The 21,332-nt window shown below is 66.5% G+C and carries 20 protein-coding genes and 1 pseudogene; 17 read left to right on the plus strand and 4 right to left on the minus strand.

All coding sequences use genetic code 11. The features are described 5' to 3' along the window. Positions 1-81: 81 nt before the first annotated feature. The 10 genes from ROSELON_RS11050 (at position 82) to ROSELON_RS11095 (ending at position 9,675) form a co-directional block, all read left to right on the plus strand. Positions 82-990 (plus strand): PaaX family transcriptional regulator C-terminal domain-containing protein, encoded by a 909-nt coding sequence (locus ROSELON_RS11050; RefSeq protein ID WP_025312455.1) that lies wholly within the window; start codon positions 82-84, stop codon positions 988-990. Positions 991-1,129: 139 nt separating this feature from the next. After that, positions 1,130-2,335, plus strand: coding sequence for a 3-oxoadipyl-CoA thiolase (gene pcaF, locus ROSELON_RS11055; RefSeq protein WP_025312456.1), 1,206 nt, complete (start codon positions 1,130-1,132; stop codon positions 2,333-2,335). A gap of 16 nt (positions 2,336-2,351) precedes the next feature. Beyond that, on the plus strand, positions 2,352-3,356 hold the full coding sequence (gene paaA, locus ROSELON_RS11060) for a 1,2-phenylacetyl-CoA epoxidase subunit PaaA (protein ID WP_025312457.1): 1,005 nt from the start codon (positions 2,352-2,354) through the stop codon (positions 3,354-3,356). 78 nt (positions 3,357-3,434) lie between these two features. Continuing rightward, positions 3,435-3,719 (plus strand): 1,2-phenylacetyl-CoA epoxidase subunit PaaB, encoded by a 285-nt coding sequence (gene paaB / locus ROSELON_RS11065; RefSeq protein WP_025312458.1) that lies wholly within the window; start codon positions 3,435-3,437, stop codon positions 3,717-3,719. Continuing rightward, positions 3,719-4,573, plus strand: coding sequence for a 1,2-phenylacetyl-CoA epoxidase subunit PaaC (gene paaC / locus ROSELON_RS11070; RefSeq protein ID WP_025312459.1), 855 nt, complete (start codon positions 3,719-3,721; stop codon positions 4,571-4,573). Before paaB ends, paaC begins: the two co-directional genes overlap by 1 nt. Before the next feature lie 12 nt (positions 4,574-4,585). Beyond that, entirely contained in the window at positions 4,586-5,110 is a 525-nt protein-coding gene (gene paaD / locus ROSELON_RS11075; RefSeq protein ID WP_025312460.1) for a 1,2-phenylacetyl-CoA epoxidase subunit PaaD, read from the plus strand. Positions 5,111-5,130: 20 nt separating this feature from the next. Then, positions 5,131-6,207, plus strand: a complete 1,077-nt coding sequence (gene paaE, locus ROSELON_RS11080; RefSeq protein WP_025312461.1) for a 1,2-phenylacetyl-CoA epoxidase subunit PaaE — start codon at positions 5,131-5,133, stop codon at positions 6,205-6,207. A gap of 19 nt (positions 6,208-6,226) precedes the next feature. Next, positions 6,227-6,982 carry a Phenylacetic acid catabolic protein gene (locus tag ROSELON_RS11085; protein ID WP_025312462.1) on the plus strand — a complete coding sequence of 252 codons (756 nt, stop codon included), beginning with the start codon at positions 6,227-6,229 and terminating at the stop codon, positions 6,980-6,982. Between the two features lie 15 nt (positions 6,983-6,997). Then, positions 6,998-9,058, plus strand: coding sequence for a phenylacetic acid degradation bifunctional protein PaaZ (paaZ, locus tag ROSELON_RS11090; RefSeq protein WP_025312463.1), 2,061 nt, complete (start codon positions 6,998-7,000; stop codon positions 9,056-9,058). After that, positions 9,055-9,675 (plus strand): acyltransferase, encoded by a 621-nt coding sequence (locus ROSELON_RS11095; protein WP_025312464.1) that lies wholly within the window; start codon positions 9,055-9,057, stop codon positions 9,673-9,675. The genes paaZ and ROSELON_RS11095 overlap by 4 nt, the downstream gene beginning before the upstream one ends. Here ROSELON_RS11095 and ROSELON_RS11100 read toward each other — a convergent pair. The 4 genes and pseudogenes from ROSELON_RS11100 to paaG all read right to left on the minus strand — a co-directional run bounded on the left by ROSELON_RS11100 (position 9,659) and on the right by paaG (position 12,929). Further along, entirely contained in the window at positions 9,659-10,258 is a 600-nt protein-coding gene (locus ROSELON_RS11100) for a TetR/AcrR family transcriptional regulator (protein ID WP_025312465.1), read from the minus strand. The genes ROSELON_RS11095 and ROSELON_RS11100 overlap by 17 nt on opposite strands. A 97-nt stretch (positions 10,259-10,355) precedes the next feature. Continuing rightward, positions 10,356-11,665, minus strand: a pseudogene (gene paaK / locus ROSELON_RS11105) (phenylacetate--CoA ligase PaaK). A gap of 29 nt (positions 11,666-11,694) precedes the next feature. After that, complete coding sequence (gene paaI, locus ROSELON_RS11110) at positions 11,695-12,120, minus strand: hydroxyphenylacetyl-CoA thioesterase PaaI (RefSeq protein WP_198020807.1); 426 nt, start codon at positions 12,118-12,120, stop codon at positions 11,695-11,697. A 14-nt stretch (positions 12,121-12,134) separates the two neighbouring features. Next, complete coding sequence (gene paaG / locus ROSELON_RS11115) at positions 12,135-12,929, minus strand: 2-(1,2-epoxy-1,2-dihydrophenyl)acetyl-CoA isomerase PaaG (RefSeq protein ID WP_025312467.1); 795 nt, start codon at positions 12,927-12,929, stop codon at positions 12,135-12,137. Between the two features lie 105 nt (positions 12,930-13,034). On the opposite strand from paaG, the gene paaN reads away from it, so the two are divergent. From paaN to ROSELON_RS11150, 7 genes are all read left to right on the plus strand, one after another. Continuing rightward, a complete protein-coding gene (gene paaN, locus ROSELON_RS11120) occupies positions 13,035-14,690 on the plus strand; it encodes a phenylacetic acid degradation protein PaaN (protein ID WP_025312468.1) in 1,656 nt (551 codons plus the stop codon). 38 nt (positions 14,691-14,728) lie between these two features. Continuing rightward, positions 14,729-15,877 (plus strand): ABC transporter substrate-binding protein, encoded by a 1,149-nt coding sequence (locus ROSELON_RS11125; protein ID WP_025312469.1) that lies wholly within the window; start codon positions 14,729-14,731, stop codon positions 15,875-15,877. 87 nt (positions 15,878-15,964) lie between these two features. Further along, on the plus strand, positions 15,965-16,837 hold the full coding sequence (locus ROSELON_RS11130) for a branched-chain amino acid ABC transporter permease (protein ID WP_025312470.1): 873 nt from the start codon (positions 15,965-15,967) through the stop codon (positions 16,835-16,837). A gap of 2 nt (positions 16,838-16,839) precedes the next feature. After that, positions 16,840-17,796, plus strand: a complete 957-nt coding sequence (locus ROSELON_RS11135) for a branched-chain amino acid ABC transporter permease (protein WP_025312471.1) — start codon at positions 16,840-16,842, stop codon at positions 17,794-17,796. Then, positions 17,793-18,578 carry an ABC transporter ATP-binding protein gene (locus tag ROSELON_RS11140; RefSeq protein WP_025312472.1) on the plus strand — a complete coding sequence of 262 codons (786 nt, stop codon included), beginning with the start codon at positions 17,793-17,795 and terminating at the stop codon, positions 18,576-18,578. The genes ROSELON_RS11135 and ROSELON_RS11140 overlap by 4 nt, the downstream gene beginning before the upstream one ends. Then, on the plus strand, positions 18,565-19,266 hold the full coding sequence (locus ROSELON_RS11145; protein ID WP_025312473.1) for an ABC transporter ATP-binding protein: 702 nt from the start codon (positions 18,565-18,567) through the stop codon (positions 19,264-19,266). The genes ROSELON_RS11140 and ROSELON_RS11145 overlap by 14 nt, the downstream gene beginning before the upstream one ends. 2 nt (positions 19,267-19,268) lie before the next feature. Further along, a complete protein-coding gene (locus tag ROSELON_RS11150) occupies positions 19,269-21,278 on the plus strand; it encodes a 3-hydroxyacyl-CoA dehydrogenase NAD-binding domain-containing protein (protein WP_025312474.1) in 2,010 nt (669 codons plus the stop codon). Positions 21,279-21,332 lie beyond the last annotated feature (54 nt).

Raw genomic sequence — 21,332 nt, forward strand, 5'->3', positions numbered from 1 at the left:
CCGGGACGCAGAGCTTTTTTGCATCGGGCATATGCCGGCCCTACCTTTCGACCACACCATCCAAGGGCGAATTCGACAAGCATGGCGTCAGACACATTCGACACGAGCGGCGCGGCGGCGACCTTGCTGTCCACCTGGGTCGCGCAGCCGCCGCGGGCGGCGCGGTTCATCGTCACGATCTATGGCGATGTCGTCGTGCCGCGCGGCGGCATCCTGTGGATGGGCACCCTGATCGAGATCGCCAATGCCGCCGGGCTGAGCGAATCGCTGGTGCGCACGGCCGTGTCGCGGCTGGTGGCGGCGGGCCAGCTGATCGGCGAACGGGTGGGGCGGCGCAGCTACTACCGCCTGACCGACCGCGCCCGGATCGAGTTCGCGTCCGCCGAACGGGTGCTGTTCTCGGGGCAGGAGGAGGCCGCGGGCTGGGTGTTCTTCGTGCCGGAAAACCCCGAGACCCCCGCGCCCGAAGGGTTTGCGCCCATCGGCAAGGGGCTGTGCCTGGGCCCGTTGCGGCCCGAGCAGGCGCTGCCGCCCGGGTTGGTGTTCCACAGCCGGCTGGCCGAGGGCGCGTCGATGCTGCCGGACTATGCGGCGCAGTACTGGAACCTGCACGACGTGTCCGACGCCTATGCGCGCATGATCGCGCGATTTGCCCCCCTCGCCGAGATGTGCGCGGTGGGCGCGCGCCTGTCGCCGCGCGACAGCCTGGTGGCGCGTCTCATGCTGGTCGATGATTTTCGCGCGGCCGTTTTGCGCGACCCGCGCCTGCCCGGCGCGGCCATGCCGGCGGATTGGCCCAGCCGGCAGGCGCGGGCGCTTTTCGCGTCGCTCTATCTTGCCTTGAGCGATACCGCCGATTCGTATGTCGGCACCACGTTTCGCGACGCGGCGGGCCTGTTGCCGGGCGCAACCCCGCAGAGCCGCAGCCGGCTTGCGACCCTGTCGGCGCAACGAAGCCTTGGGCAAACCCCCGGTTTGGCGGGCCGTTGAGCGCCGGACTGGTCCCGCGCGAAAGCATCACTAAATCGGTAAAAAAAGATTTTGTCTGTGATGTTTTCTCGTGTATAAGGTGACCGAACGGTCGGTCAAAGTGAGATCTTGGCCCGATCCGGAAGGGGAGGAGTTCTGAATGACGGATGCTTTCATCTGCGACGCGGTGCGCACGCCCATCGGGCGTTACGGCGGGGCGCTGGCCTCGGTCCGGGCCGATGATCTGGCCGCGCTGCCGCTCAAGGCGTTGATGGAGCGCAACCCGCAGGTGGACTGGTCCAAGGTCGACGATCTGATCTATGGCTGTGCCAACCAGGCGGGCGAGGACAACCGCAATGTCGGCCGCATGGCGGTGTTGCTGGCAGGCATGCCCATTGCCGTGCCGGGCACGACGATCAACCGGCTGTGCGGGTCGGGCATGGACGCGGTCGGCATGGCCGCGCGGGCGATCCGGGCAGGCGATTGTGACATGGTCATCGCCGGTGGCGTCGAAAGCATGAGCCGCGCCCCCTTCGTCATGCCCAAGGCCGAGGCCGCCTATTCCCGCGCCAATGCCGTTTATGACACGACGATCGGCTGGCGTTTTCCGAACCCGAAACTGCACGAAGTCTACGGCACCCATTCGATGCCGCAGACCGCCGACAACGTGGCCGAGCAGTTCGGCATTTCCCGCGCCGATCAGGATGCGTTCGCCGCCCGCAGCCAGGCGCGTTGGGCCGCCGCGCAAGAAGCCGGGGTGTTCGGGGACGAGATCGTCCCCGTTCACGTGCCGCAGCGCAAGGGCGAGCCGCTGATCGTCGATACCGACGAGCATCCGCGCCCCGGCACCACGGCCGAGAAACTGGCCAAGCTGCGGGGTGTGAACGGCCCCGACCTGACGGTGACGGCCGGCAACGCGTCGGGTGTGAATGACGGGGCCGGCGCGCTGGTCATCGCCTCCGAGGCGGCGGCGCGCGCGCAGGGCCTGACGCCCAAGGGGCGCGTGGTGGCCATGGCGGCTGCCGGCGTCGAGCCGCGCATCATGGGCGTCGGTCCCGCACCCGCCGTGCGCAAGGTTCTGGACCGCGCGGGCATGACGCTTGACCAGATGGACCTCATCGAACTTAATGAGGCATTCGCAGCCCAGGCGCTGGCCGTTCTGCGGGATCTGGGTCTGCCCGACGATGCAGACCATGTGAACCCGAACGGCGGCGCGATTGCCATGGGGCACCCCCTTGGCATGAGCGGCGCGCGATTGGTGACGACGGCGCTGTATCAGCTTCACCGCACCGGAGGGCGCTACGCGCTCTGCACCATGTGCATCGGGGTGGGGCAGGGGATCGCCCTTATCGTGGAACGCGTGTGAACAGGAGATAGCCAAAATGTATGCCCAGATGGTCAAGACAGACGCCAGCGACATCAAGAAGCATCACCAGATGACGCCCGAGGAACGCGCGTTTCAGGAACGCGTGGACCGTGGCGAAAAGATCGAGCCCAAGGAATGGATGCCCGAAGGGTACCGCAAGACGCTGATCCGCCAGATCGGTCAGCACGCCCATTCCGAGATCGTCGGCCAGCTGCCCGAGGGCAACTGGATCACCCGCGCGCCCACGCTGGAACGCAAGGCGATCCTGCTGGCCAAGGTGCAGGACGAGGCCGGTCATGGCCTGTACCTCTATTGTGCCGCCGAAACGTTGGGGGTCAGCCGCGACGAGCTGTTGGAAAAGCTGCACAGCGGCAAGATGAAGTATTCGTCGATCTTCAACTACCCGACGCTGAACTGGGCCGATATCGGCGCGGTCGGCTGGCTGGTCGACGGGGCCGCGATCATGAACCAGGTGCCGCTGCAACGCACCAGCTACGGCCCCTACAGCCGCGCCATGATCCGCATCTGCAAGGAAGAGTCCTTCCACCAGCGGCAGGGCTACGACATCATGATGAAGATGGCCCAGGGCACGCCCGAGCAGAAGGCGATGGCGCAGGATGCGCTGAACCGCTTCTGGTACCCGTCGCTGATGATGTTCGGCCCGTCGGACAAGGACTCGATCCATTCCGCGCAGTCGATGGCGTGGAAGATCAAGATCAACACCAATGACGAGTTGCGCCAGAAATTCGTCGACCAGACGGTGCCGCAGGCCGATTACCTCGGCCTGACCATCCCCGACCCCAACCTCGAATGGAACGAGGAAAAGGGCTGCTACGATTTCTCGGAGCCCGACTGGTCGGAATTCTACGATGTGCTCGCGGGCAACGGCCCTTGCAACAAGGAACGCCTGGGTGCGCGGGTCAAGGCCTGGGACGACGGCGCGTGGTTCCGCGATGCGCTCAGCGCCCATGCCGAAAAGGCCGAGGCACGCCGCCGGTCGGCGACCGTCGCGGCCGAGTAAACCAGATCAGGCGCCGCGGGGCGCCTGAACCGCCAGACAAACGCAGTTTTGCAACCCGCTCGCGGGAGGAGGAGAGTTATGTCCAGCGAATGGCCCCTTTGGGAGATCTTCATCCGAGGTCAGCACGGCCTCAACCACCGCCATGTCGGCAGCCTGCACGCGCCCGACGCCGAAATGGCGATCAAGAACGCCCGCGACGTCTACACGCGCCGCAACGAGGGCGTGTCGATCTGGGTGGTGAAATCGGGCGACATCACCGCCTCCAGCCCGTCCGACAAGGGCCCGCTCTTCGAGCCGTCGAACTCCAAGGTCTATCGTCACCCGACTTTTTACGACATTCCCGATGAAGTGGGGCACATGTGATGCCGTCGCTGCCTGACATGACAACCCCGAATGTCGATGCCCTGGCCGCCGAACGCGCGGCCGGGCAGGGCGCCGCTGCCCCGGTCGAGATGACGCCGGATCTGCAGGTCGCGCTGGTCGAGTTCCTGCTGCGCATGGGCGACAACACGCTGATCCTCGGGCACCGGGTGTCGGAATGGTGCGGCCATTCCCCGGTGCTGGAGGAAGACATCGCGCTGGCCAACACCGCGCTGGACCTGATCGGCCAGACTCAGCTTTGGCTAGGCCTCGCCGGCGAGGTCGAGGGGCAGGAACGGACCGCCGACAACCTGGCCTACCTGCGCGACGCGGCACAATTCCGCAACGTGCTGCTGGTCGAGCGCCCGAACGGCGATTTCGGCAACACGCTGATGCGCCAGTTCCTGTTCGATGCCTGGCATCACGAGATGCTGACGGCGCTGCAAAACTCGACCGACCCGCGCGTGGCCGAGATCGCCGCCAAGGCGATCAAGGAGGTGGCCTATCACCTCGAACGCTCGGCCGATCTGGTGATCCGCCTCGGCGACGGGACGGAAGAAAGCCACAAGCGCATGCAGGCGTCGCTGGAAGACAACTGGTCCTACACGGGCGAGCTGTTCGTCTCCGACGACAGCGATGCGGCCGTGGCCGAGGCCGGCATCGCGCCTGCCCCCGACAGCCTGCGGGCCGGCTGGGACGCGGTCGTGAATGACGTGCTGGACCAGGCGACGCTCAAGCGCCCCGAGGGCACCTATGTCCATCAGGGCGGCAAGCGCGGCATCCATACCGAGCACCTGGGATACATTCTGGCCGACATGCAGTTCCTGCAGCGCGCCTATCCCGGCGCGACCTGGTAAGGGGGCAAGGCGATGCATCCGTCGACCCTGCCCTCGACCGAGCAGGTCTGGCGCTGGCTGTCCGAGGTGCCGGACCCGGAAATCCCGGTCATCAGCCTGACCGATCTGGGCATCATCCGCGATGTGGCCTGGGACGGCGACACGCTGGTGGTCACGGTCACGCCCACCTATTCGGGCTGTCCGGCGACCACGGTGATCAACCTCGATATCGAGCGGAAACTGCGCGACGAGGGGATCGAGAAGCTGCGGCTGGAGCGGCAGCTATCGCCGCCCTGGACGACGGACTGGATCAGTGCCGAGGGCCGCGAAAAGCTGCGCGACTACGGCATCGCCCCGCCGGTCGACGGCACCGCCGCCGATGGGCGCCTGATGGCGCGGGTCGACCGGCTGTCAGGGTCCTCGAACCTGATGATCGCCTGTCCGCATTGCGGATCGAACAACACCGAACGGGTCAGCCAGTTCGGCTCGACCCCCTGCAAGGCATCCTATCGCTGCAAGGACTGCCTTGAACCTTTCGACTATTTCAAATGCATCTGAGGATGCGGAGGTAACGCATCATGGCACGTTTCCATCCCCTCGAGGTCACCGAGGTGCGCCAAGAAACCCGCGACGCCGTCGTCGTCACGCTGAGGCCGCGCCCCGAGGACGCCGAGGCCTTCGATTTCACCCAAGGCCAGTATCTGACCTTCCGCCGCGACTTCGACGGCGAGGAACTGCGCCGGTCCTACTCGATCTGTGCGGGCAAGGATGAGGGCGTGCTGCGCGTCGGCATCAAGCGCGTCGATGGCGGGGCGTTTTCGACATGGGCCAACGAAGAGTTGTCCGCCGGCGCGACGTTGGACGCAATGCCGCCCATGGGCAAGTTCTACACCCCGATCCAGCCGGACGCGGACAAGCACTACCTGGGCTTTGCGGGCGGGTCGGGCATCACGCCGCTTCTGTCGATCGTCAAGACCGTGCTGACGCGCGAACCGAAGTCGAAATTCACACTGGTCTATGCCAATCGTCAGATCAGCTCGATCATGTTCCGCGAAGAGTTGGAGGATCTCAAGAACCTCTATCTCGGGCGGTTCTCGGTGATCCATGTGCTGGAAACCGAGGGGCAGGAGATCGACCTGTTCACCGGCCGGATCGACGCCGAAAAGATGACAGCGCTGTTCGACCGCTGGATCGACGCGAAATCGGTCGACACGGCCTTTATCTGTGGGCCTGAGCCGATGATGCTGACCATCGCGGCCTCGCTGCGCGATCACGGGCTCAGCGACAGCCAGATCAAGTTCGAGCTGTTCGCCTCGGGCCAGCCGGGCCGCGCCAAGGCCCGCCCGGTCAGCAAAAAGGCCAATGGCACCGCCGAGACGACCGAGGCGACCGTGACGCTGGATGGTGCCAGCCGCACTTTCCAGATGGAAACGCGCGACATGAGCATTCTCGATGCCGCGCTCGCCAACGATCTGGACGCGCCCTATTCGTGCAAGGCCGGGGTCTGTTCCACCTGCCGCTGCAAGGTGCTGGAGGGCGAGGTCGAGATGGCGATCAACCACGCGCTGGAAGATTACGAGGTGCGCGCGGGCTATGCGCTCAGCTGTCAGGCCATCCCGCTGACCGACAAGGTCGTCGTCAGCTACGACGAATGATCGCGAGAGGGAGGAACCCATGTCCGACACGATGAATATCGAAGACTACCTGCAACAGGGTGGGGTGCTGACCTCGCCGGCGAATGTGCCGGCCCGCTACCGGGGCGAATTGCTGCGGCTGATGGGCTCGTTCGTCGACAGCGAACTGGCCGGATCGGCCGGGTTCGCCGCCTCGATCAACTATGCCCCCGGCATCAAGGAACGCATCGCCGCCAGCCGCATCACGCTGGAAAAGGCCGACCATGCCGAACGCGTGCTGGACGTGATGGGCAGCTTCGGCACCGACACGGGCCGCTACCAGAACCAGCATGACTGGGCCGCCCGCGTCGGGCGCGACGCCGAAATCGGCACCATGCGCACGGGCGGCGACATGCGCCTGTCGGTCTTTCACTACCCCATCACCGGCTGGACGGATGCGGTGGTGATGAACGTGCTGATGGGGCTGGCCACCGGCGTTCAGATGACCGAGTTGACGCGCCTGTCCTACGCGCCCCTGGCCGAGGTGTTCCGCGAGATCGCCCCGCGCGAGGCCCGCCATGCCGAACTGGGGATCGAGGGGCTGACCCGCATCGCCGCCACCGACGAGGGGCGCGCCGAGGCCGCGCAGTCCATCGCTTATTGGCGGCCGCGCGTCGCGGCGAGTTTCGGGCTTGCCGGCTCGCAGCGGTTCGAGACGCAAAAGCGTTTCGGCCTGCGCCGCACCCCGAACGAGGACCTGCTGGCCGCCTGGACCGATCAGCTCGACACGCAGTTGTCGGCGCTGAACCTGACCTGAACAAAGGAAGACCCGATGACCATCACGACCAGGGCCCCGCGCCGACTGGAAAGCTATGTCTGTGGGGAATGGACCCGCGGCGCGAAGGATGGGGTTCCCCTGCTGGATGCCGCGACGGGCGATCCGGTCGCGCTGATCGATGCGACCGGGCTCGATTACCGGGCCGCGCTGGACTGGGGCCGCGACCGGGGCGGGCTGGCCCTGCGCGCGATGACCTTCCACGAACGCGCCCTGATGCTCAAGGCGCTGGGCCAGGCCCTGATGGGCATGAAGGAAGAGTTCTACGCCGAGAGCCTCGCCACCGGCGCCACCCGCGCCGATGCCTGGATCGATATCGAGGGCGGGATCGGCACGCTGTTGACCTTTGCCTCGAAGGCGCGGCGCGAATTGCCTAACGCCCGCGTTCTGACCGATGGCGAGGTCGAGCCGCTGTCAAGAGATGGCAGTTTCGCGGGCCAGCATATCTATACCCCGCTGCAAGGCATCGCGATCCATATCAACGCCTACAATTTCCCCTGCTGGGGCATGCTGGAAAAGATCGGGCCGAACCTGCTGGCGGGCGTTCCCTGCATCGTCAAACCCGCCTCGCAGACCGCCTACCTGACCGAATTGATGGTGCGACGCATGATCGACACCGGCATTCTGCCCGAGGGCGCGCTGCAACTGGTCAGCGGCTCGGCCGGGGACATGCTGGATCACGTCACCGGGCAGGACGCGATCACCTTCACCGGCTCGGCCGCGACCGGGCGCAAGCTCAAGACGCATCCGGCCATCGTGGAAAACGCCACGCGCTTCACGATGGAGGCCGACAGCCTGAATGCCTCGGTCCTTGGTCCCGATGCCGCACCGGGCAGCGACGAGTTCGACCTGTTCGTCAAGGAGGTCGCGCGCGAGATGACCGTCAAGGCGGGGCAGAAATGCACCGCGATCCGCCGGGTGATCGCCCCGCGCGCCCATGTCGACGCGCTGGTGGCGGCGCTGTCCGATCGTCTGGGCAAGGCGGCGCTTGGCAACCCGGCGGACGAGGGCGTTCGCATGGGGCCCTTGGCCAGCCTTGACCAGCGCGACGAGGTGCGCGAGCGGATCGCCGCGCTGCGCGCCGATGCCGAGATCGTGGCCGGCAACCCCGACGATGTGCGCATCGTGTCGGGCGATGCCGAGAAGGGCGCTTTCCTGAACCCGGTGCTGATGTATTGCGACACGCCCTTTGCGGCGCAGGCTGTCCATGATGTCGAGGCGTTCGGCCCGGTTTCGACCGTCATGCCCTATGACACGATGGACGAGGCGGTGGAGCTGACGCGGCGCGGCAAGGGCTCGCTCGTCGCCTCGGTCTTTACCGATGACAAGGCGGTCGCCGAAGAGATGGTGATCGGCATGGCGCCCTTCCATGGCCGGGTTCTGATCGGCAATCGCCGCTCGGCCAAGACCTCGACCGGCCATGGCTCGCCGCTGGCGCCGCTGGTGCATGGCGGGCCGGGCCGCGCCGGCGGGGGCGAGGAAATGGGCGGCATGCGCGGCGTCAAGCATTACATGCAGCGAACCGCCGTTCAGGGCACCCCGCGTCTTCTGTCCGCGGTCACGGGCCGCTGGATCGAGGGGGCCGAGGCGCAGCAGGGCACGCACCCGTTCCGCAAATCGCTGTCCGAGCTGCAGATCGGCGACCAACTGGTCACTGCCAGCCGCCAGATCACGCAGGAAGATGTCGAGCATTTCGCCGAGTTCACCGGCGATACCTTCTACGCCCATATGGACAGTGACGCGGCCGCCGCGAACCCGTTCTTCGACGATCGCGTGGCCCATGGCTACCTGATCGCGTCCTTCGCGGCGGGTCTTTTCGTCGATCCCGCGCCGGGTCCGGTTCTGGCGAATTATGGCGTGGACAATCTGCGTTTTCTGACACCCGTCTATTTCGGGGACACGCTGCAGGTGCGTCTGACCTGCAAGGAGATCAATCCCCGCGAAACCGCCGATCATGGCGAGGTGCGCTGGGATTGCCAGGTGACAAACCAGGAGGGCGCTGTCGTCGCGCAATATGACGTGCTGACCATGGTCGCCAAGACATGGCCGCAGGCATGAGCCGCATCTACGCCTGGGACGGGATCGTGCCGGTCATCGACCCGGCCGCTTTCGTCCATCCCGAGGCGGTGGTGATCGGCGACGTGCTGATCGGCCCGATGTGTTATGTCGGGCCGGGTGCCGTGCTGCGCGGCGATTTCGGTCGGATCGTCCTGGAAAAGGGATCGAACGTGCAGGAAACCTGCGTCGTGCATGCCTTTCCCGACAAGGATGTCGTCATCGAGGAGGCCGGGCATATCGGCCATGGGGCGGTGCTGCATGGCTGCCATATCGGGCGTAACGCGATGGTCGGCATGAACGCCGTCGTGATGGACGAGGCGGTGGTGGGCGAAAATACCATCATCGGGGCCATGGCCTTTGTCAGGGCAGGGGCGCAGATCCCGCCCAACAGCATGGCGGTGGGGTCGCCGGCCAAGGTGGTGCGCACCTTGACCGAGGATGAGATCGACTGGAAACGGCGGGGCACCGGCGTCTATCAGCAAATGGCGATGGAGGCGCGCGACAAGCTGCGCCCGGCTACGCCGCTGAACGCCCCCGAGGAAAACCGCCGCAGGGTCACCGCGCCGGTGTACGACCCGCTGATCCTGGAACGTGCGCGCCTCAGCGCACGGCCTTGACGCCCTCGAGCACCAGGGTCGTCGCGATATCGGCGTAATCCTCGCGGGTGATCGGGCCGCCGTCCTTGAACCACATGTAGACCCAGTTCATGATGCCGAAAAGCGACATGGTCACCGGCATCAACAGCGGTCGTTCCTTGCTGTCGAGGTCGGGGTTCAGGTCGCGCAGGACCGCGGAAAACCGGCGCACGATCCGCCGCTCGATCGCGGTCAGGGCGGCCTTCTGATCGTCGTTCAGGGCTGATGTCGCGTTCAGCTGCACCTTGTGCTCGATATCGGCGCCCCGGTAGCAGTCCAGCACCGTCCCGACCAGACGGCGCAGCCGCTGCCGCGGCGGCAGGGATGCATCATCGGCCTGGGCAATCGTTTCGTCCAGTTCCTGCAGATGCGTGTGGATGATCGCGAAGATCAGCGCATCCTTGCCGGGGTAGTAGTGATAGAGCAGCGCCTTCGACACGCCGGCCTGCTTTGCGATCAACGACATCGAGGCCTTGTCCATGCCCTGTTCGGCAAAGACCGCAGCCGCGTTGTGCAGGATGCTGCGCTGCTTGTCCTCGAAATCATCCGCCCGTGTTCGCGCCATCGCCGCTCTCTTTCGCCCTGCTGATCGTGCCTGCGTTTCCGCAGGCACGGTCTGATTGTCATATTGGGTTAATGACTTTCTGTCACCAACCGGCCGGTCAATTCTTGGGGCGGTTGTCCACCACCCGCTTGGCCTTGCCCTCGGAGCGGGCAATCGCCTCGGGGTCGCGCACGTCGATCCGGGTCGAGACGCCGACCACCGACTTGATGTGATGCGCCAATTCCTTGGCCGAGGCGGCGCGAGCGCCTTCGTCGGTAAAGTTCGGCGCGCATTCGACATGCACGGTCATGTTGTCCATCCGCCCCTCGCGGCCCAGTTCGATCTGGAAATGCGGCGTCAGCCCCTCGCATTTCAGGATCTGTTCCTCGATCTGGGTGGGGAAGACATTGACGCCGCGCAGGATGATCATGTCGTCGCTGCGGCCGGTGATCTTCTCGATCCGCCGCATCGTGCGCGCCGTGCCCGGCAACGGCGGGTCAGGTCGCGGGTGCGGTAGCGCACCATCGGCAGACCTTCCTTGGTCAGCGTGGTGAACACCAACTCGCCCATCTCGCCATCGGGCAGAACCTCGCCCGTGTTGGGGTCGATGATCTCGGGGTAGAAGTGATCTTCCCAGATGTGCAGGCCGTCCTTGGTTTCCACGCATTCCTGCGCGACACCGGGGCCCATCACCTCGGACAGGCCGTAGATATCGACCGCCTGCATGTTGAACGCCTCTTCGATTTCCTCGCGCATGGCGTTGGTCCAGGGCTCGGCCCCGAAAATGCCGACCTCGAGCGAGCACTCGCGCGGGTCAAGGCCCTGGCGGCGGAACTCGTCCAGGATCGACAGCATGTAGGAGGGCGTGACCATGATGATTCGCGGCTTGAAATCGTTGATCAGCGTCACCTGGCGTTCGGTCATCCCGCCCGAGATCGGAACAACGGTGCAGCCCAGACGCTCGGCCCCGTAATGGGCGCCGAGGCCCCCGGTGAACAGGCCGTAGCCATAGGCATTGTGCAGGATGTCGCCGGGCCGCCCGCCTGCGGCCCGGATCGAGCGCGCGATCAGGTTCGACCAATGGTCGATATCGTCCTTGGTATAGCCCACCACGGTCGGCTTGCCGGTGGTTCCCGACGAGCCATGGATGCGCACCAGTTTCGTCTGCGGCACGGCGAACATGCCGAACGGATAGGTGTCGCGCAGATCCTGCTTGGTGGTGAAAGGAAATTTCGCGATATCGGCCAGCGTCTTCAGCTCTTCGGGGTGGACGTCATGCTCGATGAAGCGGTTGCGATAGAAGGGCGAGTTCTCGAAGGCATGTTTCAGCGACCGCTTCATGCGGTGAAACTGCAGCGCCTCGATTTCGTCGCGCGAGGCGATTTCGATCGGGTCGAGATCCTGGCTGCGGGGCGTAAGGTCTTGCATTCTGTCCTCCCTTGGAAACGCGGTGCCGGTCAGACCGGCAGATGAGTGCCCGAGACGGTGCGCGAATGGCCGCGAAACTCGGCCACATGCGCCCCGTCCTGATTGATGATGCGGATATCGTAGATGCCCGACCGGCCGCGGCGCGATACCTCGGTCGCGATGGCGGTCAGCCGGTCGCCGATGCGGACCGGCTGCAGATAGGTGACCGAGCAGTGCTGCGCGACCGTGACGGCGTTGTAGCTGTTGCAGGCAAAGGCAAAGGCGCTGTCGGCCAGGGTAAAGATATAGCCGCCGTGACAATTGCCATGCCCGTTCGACATCGCGTCGGTGATGGTCATCGACAGGGTGGCGGCCCCCGGCGCGACATGGTCCAGCACCATGCCGAGGCGTTGGCTGGCGCTGTCGTCGTTCCACATCGCCTGTGCCGAGGCTTCGGCCAGTTCCTGCGGGGTCATGTCGGATGCGGCCGTCATGCGCCCTTGAACTCCGGCTTGCGCTTGTCGAGGAAGGCCGCGACCCCCTCGGCATAATCGGCGCTGCGCCCGGCCGTCTGTTGCAGGTCGCGTTCCATGTCGAGTTGTTCATCCAGAGAGTTGGTCGCGGCGGCCTGGATCAGGCGCTTGGTCAGGCCCAGCCCCAGTGTCGGCCCCGCGGCCAAGCGGCTGGCCAGGGCCATGGCCTCGTCCATCAGGGTGTCGTCGGGCAGCGCCTTCCAGATCATGCCCCAGGCGGCGGCGGTTTCGGCATCGACCGGCTCGGCGGTCAGCGCCAGCGCCTTGGCGCGCGGCTCGCCCAGGATGCGCGCGAGGCTCCAGCTGCCGCCGGCATCGGGGATCAGGCCGATCTTGGAAAACGCCTGGATGAACCGCGCCGATTGCGCGGCCAGAACGATGTCGCAGGCCAGCGCGATATTCGCGCCCGCCCCGGCGGCGACCCCGTTCACGGCGCAGATCACCGGCTTTTCGAGGCTGCGAATCAGCCGCAGCGTCGGGTTGTAGAAGGTCTCCAGCGTATGGCCCAGATCGGGGGCCGGCCCGCCCTTGCGCGGGTCGCGATCGCCCAGATCCTGCCCGGCGCAAAAGCCGCGCCCCGCCCCCGTCAACAGCACCGCCCGGATGGCCGGGTCCTCATGCGCGCGCTCGATTTGCGCACGCAGGGCAAGGTGCATCTCCTCGTTGAAGGAATTCAGCTTGTCCGGCCGGTTCAGCGTCAGGCACAGGACGCCCTGTTGCAGCTCGGCCAATACGGTTTCGGTCTCGGTCATCGCACATCCCTCCCTCGGTGCTGCAATTCCAGGCACTGAAAAAAAACCTTGCATAGACCGACCGTCCGGTCAATGATAAACCATGCCAACGAGGGGGGAGCTTCATTGGGCACGTTATTCGACCAGCATCGGGGACTATTGGACGACGCGCTGCGCGCCCTGTCCGCGCGCGGGTTCTGGACGCCGTTCCCCGAGATCCCCAGCGGCAAGATTTATGGCGAGACGGCGCGCGACGACGGCCAGGTGGCGTTCGATTCGGCGCTGGGAACAGCCTTCGAGATCCCCGGCCATCCACATGCGCAGCGCGTCGGGGCCGAGGTGTCGCCATGGGGCTTTGCGCTCGATATCACCTATCCGGCTGCCGATGCGCCCGCGCTGATCGCGGCGTCGCAGGCCGCCGCACCCGCCTGGGCCGAGGCCGGGCCTGAGGCCTGGGTGGGCGTCTGCCTTGAAATCCTGACGCGGCTGAACGCCATGAGCTTTCTCATGGGCCACGCGGTGATGCACACGACCGGGCAGGCGTTCCCGATGGCGTTTCAGGCCGGCGGCCCGCATGCGCAGGATCGGGGCCTCGAGGCCGTGGCGATGGCCTGGGCCGAAATGACCCGCGTGCCCGAGAGCGCCCTTTGGGAAAAGCCGCAGGGCACGGCCGCGCCGCTGGTCATCGAAAAGCACTGGCAGGTCGTGCCGCGCGGCGTGGCGCTGGTCATCGGCTGCAACACCTTTCCGACCTGGAACAGCTATCCGGGCCTGTTCGCCAGCCTGGCCACCGGCAACACCGTGATCGTCAAGCCGCACCCATCGGCCATCCTGCCGCTGGCCCTGACCGTGCGCCTCGCGCGCGAGGTGCTGGCCGAGGCGGGGTATCCGGCCGACGCCGTGCTGTTGGCCGCCGACGCGCCTGGCGCCGAGATCACGCAAGACCTGGTGCAGGTCCCGGCCGTGCGGATGATCGACTATACCGGCTCGAACGCCTTTGGCGACTGGGTGCGCAGCCATGCCGCCCCGGGCACGCAGGCCTATACCGAAGAGGCCGGGGTCAACAGCATCGTCATCGCCGGGACCGATGATTTTGCGGGCATGTGTGCCAATATCGCCTTTTCGCTGTCGCTCTATTCCGGGCAGATGTGCACCGCGCCCCAGGATATCTTCGTGCCGCGCGGCGGGATCGACACCGACATGGGCCACAAGAGCTTTGACGAGGTCGCCAAGGGCATCGCGGGCGCGGTTGATGCGCTGCTGGCCGATCCGGCCCGCGCCTCGGGCGTGTGTGGCACGCTGGCCAACCCCGCGACGCTGGACCGCGTCGCGCAGGCCCGCAGCCTTGGCCGCGTGATCCGCGATAGCCAACCCCTCGCCGAGGGGCGCAGCGCCAGCCCCCTGATTCTGGCGGTCGAGGCGGGCGAGACAGACGCGTACGAGGCGGAATGCTTCGGCCCGATCTCCTTCGTCGTCGCGGTCGACGATGCCGAGGCGGGCGTGGCCCGTGCCGCCGATCTGGCGCAGCGCAAGGGGGCCATCACCGCCGCGCTCTACGACACCGATGAGGACCGGATCCCCCGCGTGGCCGCTGCCTTTGCGCGCGCCGGGGTAAACCTGTCGGTCAATCTGACCGGCAATATCTACGTCAATCAAAGTGCCGCGTTCAGTGACTTTCATGTCACTGGCGCGAATCCGGCCGGCAATGCCAGCCTGACAGATGCCGCCTTCGTCGCGAACCGGTTCCGGGTCGCGATGTGGCGTCGCCCGCGCGCGGCCTGACGGTCGCCTGCATCCGTACCAGAGGGAGGATAGAACCCATGACGACGAAGACCCTGACGACGACGGCCCTGACCGGTATTCTCGCATTCGGCCTTGCCGGTGCGGCGATGGCCGAGATCCGGATCGGCGCCACGCTTTCGGAAACCGGCCCGGCCTCGTTCCTCGGCGACCCCGAGGCCAAGACCCTGCGCATGCTGGTCGACGAGGTGAACGCCGCCGGTGGCATCAACGGCGAACAGATCGAACTGATCATGTATGACGACGCCGGCGACCCGAACCGCGCGCGCACCTTCGCCACCCGCCTGATCGAGGATGACGAGGTCGTGGCCATCATCGGCGGCACCACCACCGGCACCACCATGTCGATCATGCCGATGGTCGACGATGCCGAGATCCCCTTCATCTCGCTGGCCGGGGCGATCCAGATCATCGATCCGGTCCAGCCCTTCACCTTCAAGACGCCGCATACCGACCGCATGGCCTGTGCGCGCATCTTCGAAGACATGCAGGCGCGCGAGATCATGCGCATCGGCATGATCTCGGGCACCGACGGCTTCGGCGCGTCGATGCGCGAGCAGTGCCTGTCGATCGTGGGCGAGTACGGGATCGAGGTCGTGGCCGACGAACGCTATGGCCCGCAGGATGCCGACATGACCCCGCAGCTGACCAATATCCGTGGCGAAGAGGGCATCCAGGCCGTTCTGAACCCGGGCTTCGGCCAGGGCCCGTCGATCGTGACGCGCAACTATGCCCAGCTTGGCATCGACATGCCGCTCTACCAGTCGCATGGCGTCGCGTCGCAGGGCTTCATCGATCTGGCCGGCGCCGATGCCGCCGAGGGCGTTCGCCTGCCGGGCACGGCGCTGCTGGTCGCCGATCTGCTGGCCGAGGACGATCCGCAATACGACGTGGTGCAGGCCTATACCCAGGCCTACGAAGCCGCCTATGACATGCCCGTGACCACCTTTGGCGGGTATGCGCATGACGCCTTCCGCATCCTCGTCGATGCCATCGAGCGTGCCGGGTCGAGCGACCCGCAGGACATCCGCGACGCCATCGAGGCGACCGACGGTCTGGTCGGGACCACCGGCATCTACACGATGTCGCCCGACGATCACCTCGGCCTCGACATCACCGCCTTCCGGATGCTGGAAATCCGCGACGGTGGCTGGACGCTGGTCGACTGATCGCCCGAGACATCACGGCCGGGCGCGTCCCTGCGCCCGGCCATTTCCGGATCCCCCTAGCGTTGCCCGCCTGCGGAGTGCCCCGACATGTCTGAACTCATGCAATTTCTCTTTTCCGGCGTGACGGTCGGCGCGGTCTACGCGCTCGTCGCGTTGGGGTTCACCATCATCTACAATGCCTCGGACGTCGTGAATTTCGCCCAGGGCGAATTCGTGATGCTGGGGGGGATGATCACCGTTTTCGCCCATGCCGCCGGTCTGCCCCTGCCGCTGGCGGCGGTGCTGGCCATCGTGGTCACCGGCGTGATCGGTGTGGCCCTGAACAAGCTGGCGATCGAGCCCGCGCGCGGTGCGCCGGTGGTGTCGCTGATCATCATCACCATCGGGGCGGCCATTTTCATCAAGGGTGTCACCAAGCTGGTCTTCGACAAGCAGTTGCACCGCTTTCCGGCCTTTTCCGGCGACACGCCGATCCAGATCATGGGCGCGACGATCCTGCCGCAAAGCCTGTGGGTGATCGCGGGCGCGGTTGCCGTGTTCATCGGGCTGTTTCTGTTCTTCACCCGCACCCTGACGGGCCGCGCGGTGCTGGCCACCTCGAACAACCGCCTTGCGGCGCAACTGGTCGGCATCAACACCAAATGGGTGATGACCCTGGCCTTCAGCCTGTCGGCGGCCATCGGTGCGCTGGCGGGGGTGCTGGTCACGCCCATCACGTTGACCAGCTATGACGTCGGCATTGCGCTGGCGCTCAAGGGGTTTGCCGCCGCGATGCTGGGCGGCATGGGCAACCCCAAAGGCGCGCTGGTGGGCGGCATCCTGCTTGGCCTGCTCGAGGCGCTGACCGCCGGCTACATCAGCTCGCAATACAAGGACGCGGCGGCCTTCATCGTGATCCTGGCGGTGCTCTTCGTGATGCCCCAGGGCCTCTTTGGTAGCAAATCAATGGATCGGGTGTAATCATGCGTCTCAGTTCCAAACAGATCAGCCTTCTGGTGCTGACGGCGCTGATCGTGCTGGCGCCCTTGTTCTTCCCGTCGTCCTTCTATTACCGCGTGGGCGCGCTGGTCTTCATCAACGGTCTGGCGGTCGTGGGGATCGTGATCCTGACCGGCTATGCGGGTCAGATCAGCCTCGGGCATGCCGGGTTCGCCGGGATCGGTGCCTATGCCTGCGCGCTGGCGCCCGAGCATTTCGGCATCCATGTGGGCCTTGCCGCGCTTCTGGGGGCCGCGATCTCGGCGGTGCTGGCCTATCTGGTGGGCCGTCCGATCCTGCGGTTGCAGGGCTATTACCTGGGGGTGGCCAGTCTCGGCTTCGGCATTCTGGTGGCGATGGTCCTGTCGAACGAGGCCGCGGTGACCGGCGGGCCCGACGGCATCCAGGTCAACGATCTGGGCCTGCGCCGCCTGCTGAACGATCTCGGCCTCAGCCTCAGCAATTCCGAGTTCTGGTATGCGTTCAGCGGCTTTGCCCTGCTGGTCGGGGCCTGGATCGCCCTGAACCTGCACAACAGCCCGACGGGGCGGGCCTGGCGCGCGCTGCACGGCTCCGAGGTGGCGGCCCGCACGGTCGGTGTCGATGTGGCCCGCCTCAAGCTGCAGGCCTTCGTGATCTCGGCGGTCTATGCCTCTGCCTCGGGCTCGCTTCTGGCGCTGCAGAACCGCTTCATCACGCCCGAGGTGGCGGGATACATGCACTCGATCGAGATGGTGACCATGGCCGTGCTCGGCGGGGCCGGATCGGTTCTGGGCGCGATCTTCGGCGCGACGATCCTGACGGTGCTGCCGCAGGTTCTGACCGTCTTTGCCGAATACGAGATGATGATGCTCGGCCTTGTGATGATGCTTGTGATGATCTTCATGCGCGAAGGGGTTCTACCGTCGCTCCTGCGCCTGTTCCGGGGGAGGGGAGAATGAGCCTTCTGTCAGTCGAAGGGCTGGGCATCGAGTTCGGGGGCGTGCGCGCCGTACACGATGTCAGCTTCAACGTGAAACCGGGTGAAATCGTCTCGGTCATCGGGCCGAACGGGGCCGGCAAGACCACGCTGTTCAACATGATCTCGGGCGTCTACCTGCCCGGCGGCGGCAAGGTGGTGCTCGATGGCGAGGACGTGACCGGCATGGCCCCGCATCTGCTGGCGCGGCGCGGGTTGTCGCGGACCTTCCAGAACCTGCAGATCTTTCAGCAGATGACCGTTCTGGAAAACGCCATCGCGGGCTATCACCTGCAGGAAAGCGGCCATGTCCTGTCGGACATGTTCAACCTGCCGTCCTCGCGCAAGCGGGCCAGGGCGGCGGCCGAGGGCGCCTATGCCCTGCTGGAACGTGTGCGCCTGTCGCGCGCGGCCGAGCAGGAGGCCGGCAACCTGTCCTATGGCGCGCTCAAGCGGCTGGAGATCGCCCGCGCGCTGGCGCTGAACCCGCGCGTACTGCTGCTGGATGAGCCGGCGGCGGGCTGTAACGCCGTCGAAACCGAGGAGATCGACAACCTCATCGCCGAGGTGGCGAAAGAGGGCGTCGCCATCCTGCTGGTGGAACATGACATGAAACTGGTGATGCGGATCTCGAACCACATTGTCGTGCTCGACCACGGCGAAAAGATCGCCGAGGGCGACCCGGCCACGGTCAGCCGGAACCCCGACGTGATCGCCGCCTATCTGGGAACGCAGGCCGAGGAGGCGACCCATGCTGACAGTTGAGGGACTGCGCTCGCGCTACGGGCGGATCGAGGTGCTGCACGGGATCGACCTGACCGTGACATCGGGCGAGATCGTCACCGTGGTGGGCGCCAACGGGGCGGGCAAGACGACGCTTCTGCGCTGCCTGTCGGGAGTCCAGCCGGTCACCGCGGGGGCGATCACCTTTCGCGGCGAGCCCTTCACCACGGTGCCCGCGCACCGGCGGCTGAAGCTGGGCCTGGCCCAGTCGCCCGAGGGGCGGCAGATCTTCACCAACCTCTCGGTCGAGGAAAACCTGCGGCTCGGGGCCTTCCTGTTCACCGATGACCGCGTCGATCGCGACATGGAAGATGCCTTCACCATGTTCCCGATCCTCAAGGAAAAGCGCAACCAGGTGGCGGGTGGTTTGTCTGGCGGGCAACAGCAGATGCTGGCCATCGCCCGCGCGCTGATGGGCCGGCCCGCCTGTTTGTTGCTGGACGAGCCCAGCATGGGGCTTGCGCCGCTGTTGGTGCAGCAGATCTTCGATGTGGTCAAAGGCTTGAAGGCGCTGGACGTGACTGTCCTGCTGGTCGAGCAGAACGCCTTTGGCGCGCTGTCGATCGCCGACCGGGGCTATGTGATGGAAACCGGGCAGATCGTGATGGACGGCCCGGCCGAGGATCTCATAGCCGACCCGCGCATCCGCGAAGCCTATCTGGGGATCTGATCATGGTCGTGTCCATTGCCCGCGAGGGCGAGATCGCCGTCATCACCGTCGACAACCCGCCGGTCAATGCGCTGGGCCACGCCCTGCGCCAGGGTCTGTGGGACGCCGCCGAAACGCTGGATGCCGACCCCGGTATCCGCGCGGTCGTACTGATCTGCGCGGGACGCACCTTCATCGCCGGGGCCGATGTGACCGAGTTCGGCAAACCGCCCGTGCCGCCGCATCTGCCCGACCTTGTCGCGCGGATCGAGACGGCGGCCAAGCCCTGGGTCGCGGCGATCCACGGCTCGGCCCTTGGGGGCGGGTTCGAGGTGGCGCTTGGCTGCCGCTTCCGCGTGGCCGTCGCCGATGCCTCGGTCGGATTGCCCGAGGTGACGCTGGGCATCGTGCCCGGTGCGGGGGGCACCGTGCGCACCCCGCGCCTGGTGGGCGCGGAACAGGCGGTGGCGATGGTGACCACGGGCAAGCCGGTCAAGGCCCCCAAGGCGCTGTCGCTGGGCCTGATCGACACGGTGATCGAGGGCGATCTGCGGGCCGGAGCCGTGGCCTTTGCCCGCGAAGCCATCGAAGCACCGCTGCCCGCGCCGCTATGTGATCGGCCCGCCTCGGCCCCGCCCGAGGGCTTCTGGGCCGCGCAGGACACCACCGTCGCCAAGGCCGCCAGGGGCGCGGCCGCCCCGCTGCGGGCGCTGGCCTGCGTGAAACGGGCGGTGACGGGCGATTTCGCCGACGCGCTGGCCTTTGAACGCGAGACTTTCCTTGATCTGCGCGGCTCGGATCAGGCGGCGGCTCTGCGCCACGTGTTCTTTGCCGAACGCGCCGCGCCGCGCCCGAAATCCCTGAAGGGCGTCGTCCCGCGCCCGGTCGCGACCGCCGCCGTGATCGGCGGCGGCACCATGGGGGCGGGCATCGCCGCCGCGTTGCGCAATGCCGGCCTGCCGGTCGTGATGGTGGAACGCGACGACGACGCGCTGGAGCGGGGCCTTGCCAATCTGGGCGGCATTTTCGACGGCGCGGTCAAGCGCGGCCGCCTGACGCCCGAGGGGCGGGCCGACCGCATGGCCGGCGTCACCGCAACGACGGACTACGGCGGTCTGGCCGATGTCGATCTGGTGATCGAGGCCGTGTTCGAGGAAATTTCGGTCAAACGCGCCGTCTTCGCGCAGTTGGGCGCGGTCTGCCGCCCCGACGCGGTGCTGGCCACCAACACCTCCTACCTCGATCCGCGCGACATTGCCGTGGGCCTGCTGAACCCGGACCGCTTCATCGGCCTGCATTTCTTCAGCCCGGCCCATGTGATGAAACTGCTCGAGATCGTGCCGACCCCCGACACCGCGCCCGAGGTGCTGGCCAACGGCTTCGCCCTGGCAAAGCGCTTGGGCAAGATGCCCGTGCAGGCCGGGATCTGCGACGGGTTCATCGGCAACCGCATCCTCAAGCATTATCGCGCCGCGGCCGAAGACCTGGTGCGCGCGGGCGTCCCGATTGCCGAGATCGACGCCGCCATGCGCGGGTTCGGCATGGCGATGGGCCCGTTTCAGGCGCAGGATCTGGGCGGCCTCGATATCGCCTATCTCCAGCGCGAGGGCGCCCGCGCACGCGGCGAGGACGTGCCGCCCACGCTGGGCGATATCCTTGTGCGCGCCGGGCGCAAGGGCCAGAAATCCGGCGGCGGGTGGTATGACTACACGCCGGGCAACCGCACGCCACAGCCCTCGGACGCGGTGGCCGAACTGCTGGCCGGCGAGATCCATCCGGGGCCCGAGATGGACCGAGACGCCGTCGCCCGCCGTCTTGTGGCCGAAATGGCCGAAGAGGCCGCCGCGATCCTTGCCGAAGGCGTCGCAACCCAGCCATCCGATATCGATCTGGTCAAGATCCACGGCTACGGCTTTCCCCGTTGGCGGGGTGGGCCGATGTTCCATGCGATGCAACGCGGTGCCGAGGGGCTGACGCAAGATCTGGGGCGCTCGCCCTCGGACGCGCTGATGGCGGTTTTGGGCCAGGACTGAGCGCCGCGCCCGGGCCGGGTCGCGACGGGTATGTCACGGCCCGGCGCCCCACTG

Origin of the sequence: Roseibacterium elongatum DSM 19469 (assembly GCF_000590925.1) — a bacterium.
Lineage (GTDB): Bacteria > Pseudomonadota > Alphaproteobacteria > Rhodobacterales > Rhodobacteraceae > Roseibacterium > Roseibacterium elongatum.

Excerpts from the sequence above, each read along its gene's own strand:
- ROSELON_RS11150 (WP_025312474.1), top strand. The coding sequence starts at position 19,269 with ATGGTCGTGTCCATTGCCCGCGAGGGCGAGATCGCCGTCATCACCGTC.
- paaD (WP_025312460.1), top strand. The coding sequence starts at position 4,586 with ATGCATCCGTCGACCCTGCCCTCGACCGAGCAGGTCTGGCGCTGGCTG.
- paaB (WP_025312458.1), top strand. The coding sequence starts at position 3,435 with ATGTCCAGCGAATGGCCCCTTTGGGAGATCTTCATCCGAGGTCAGCAC.
- pcaF (WP_025312456.1), top strand. The coding sequence starts at position 1,130 with ATGACGGATGCTTTCATCTGCGACGCGGTGCGCACGCCCATCGGGCGT.
- paaG (WP_025312467.1), bottom strand. The coding sequence starts at position 12,929 with ATGACCGAGACCGAAACCGTATTGGCCGAGCTGCAACAGGGCGTCCTG.
- paaA (WP_025312457.1), top strand. The coding sequence starts at position 2,352 with ATGTATGCCCAGATGGTCAAGACAGACGCCAGCGACATCAAGAAGCAT.
- ROSELON_RS11135 (WP_025312471.1), top strand. The coding sequence starts at position 16,840 with ATGCGTCTCAGTTCCAAACAGATCAGCCTTCTGGTGCTGACGGCGCTG.
- paaC (WP_025312459.1), top strand. The coding sequence starts at position 3,719 with ATGCCGTCGCTGCCTGACATGACAACCCCGAATGTCGATGCCCTGGCC.
- ROSELON_RS11140 (WP_025312472.1), top strand. The coding sequence starts at position 17,793 with ATGAGCCTTCTGTCAGTCGAAGGGCTGGGCATCGAGTTCGGGGGCGTG.
- ROSELON_RS11100 (WP_025312465.1), bottom strand. The coding sequence starts at position 10,258 with ATGGCGCGAACACGGGCGGATGATTTCGAGGACAAGCAGCGCAGCATC.
- ROSELON_RS11125 (WP_025312469.1), top strand. The coding sequence starts at position 14,729 with ATGACGACGAAGACCCTGACGACGACGGCCCTGACCGGTATTCTCGCA.
- paaZ (WP_025312463.1), top strand. The coding sequence starts at position 6,998 with ATGACCATCACGACCAGGGCCCCGCGCCGACTGGAAAGCTATGTCTGT.
- ROSELON_RS11085 (WP_025312462.1), top strand. The coding sequence starts at position 6,227 with ATGTCCGACACGATGAATATCGAAGACTACCTGCAACAGGGTGGGGTG.
- ROSELON_RS11095 (WP_025312464.1), top strand. The coding sequence starts at position 9,055 with ATGAGCCGCATCTACGCCTGGGACGGGATCGTGCCGGTCATCGACCCG.
- ROSELON_RS11145 (WP_025312473.1), top strand. The coding sequence starts at position 18,565 with ATGCTGACAGTTGAGGGACTGCGCTCGCGCTACGGGCGGATCGAGGTG.
- ROSELON_RS11050 (WP_025312455.1), top strand. The coding sequence starts at position 82 with ATGGCGTCAGACACATTCGACACGAGCGGCGCGGCGGCGACCTTGCTG.
- ROSELON_RS11130 (WP_025312470.1), top strand. The coding sequence starts at position 15,965 with ATGTCTGAACTCATGCAATTTCTCTTTTCCGGCGTGACGGTCGGCGCG.
- paaE (WP_025312461.1), top strand. The coding sequence starts at position 5,131 with ATGGCACGTTTCCATCCCCTCGAGGTCACCGAGGTGCGCCAAGAAACC.
- paaI (WP_198020807.1), bottom strand. The coding sequence starts at position 12,120 with ATGACCCCGCAGGAACTGGCCGAAGCCTCGGCACAGGCGATGTGGAAC.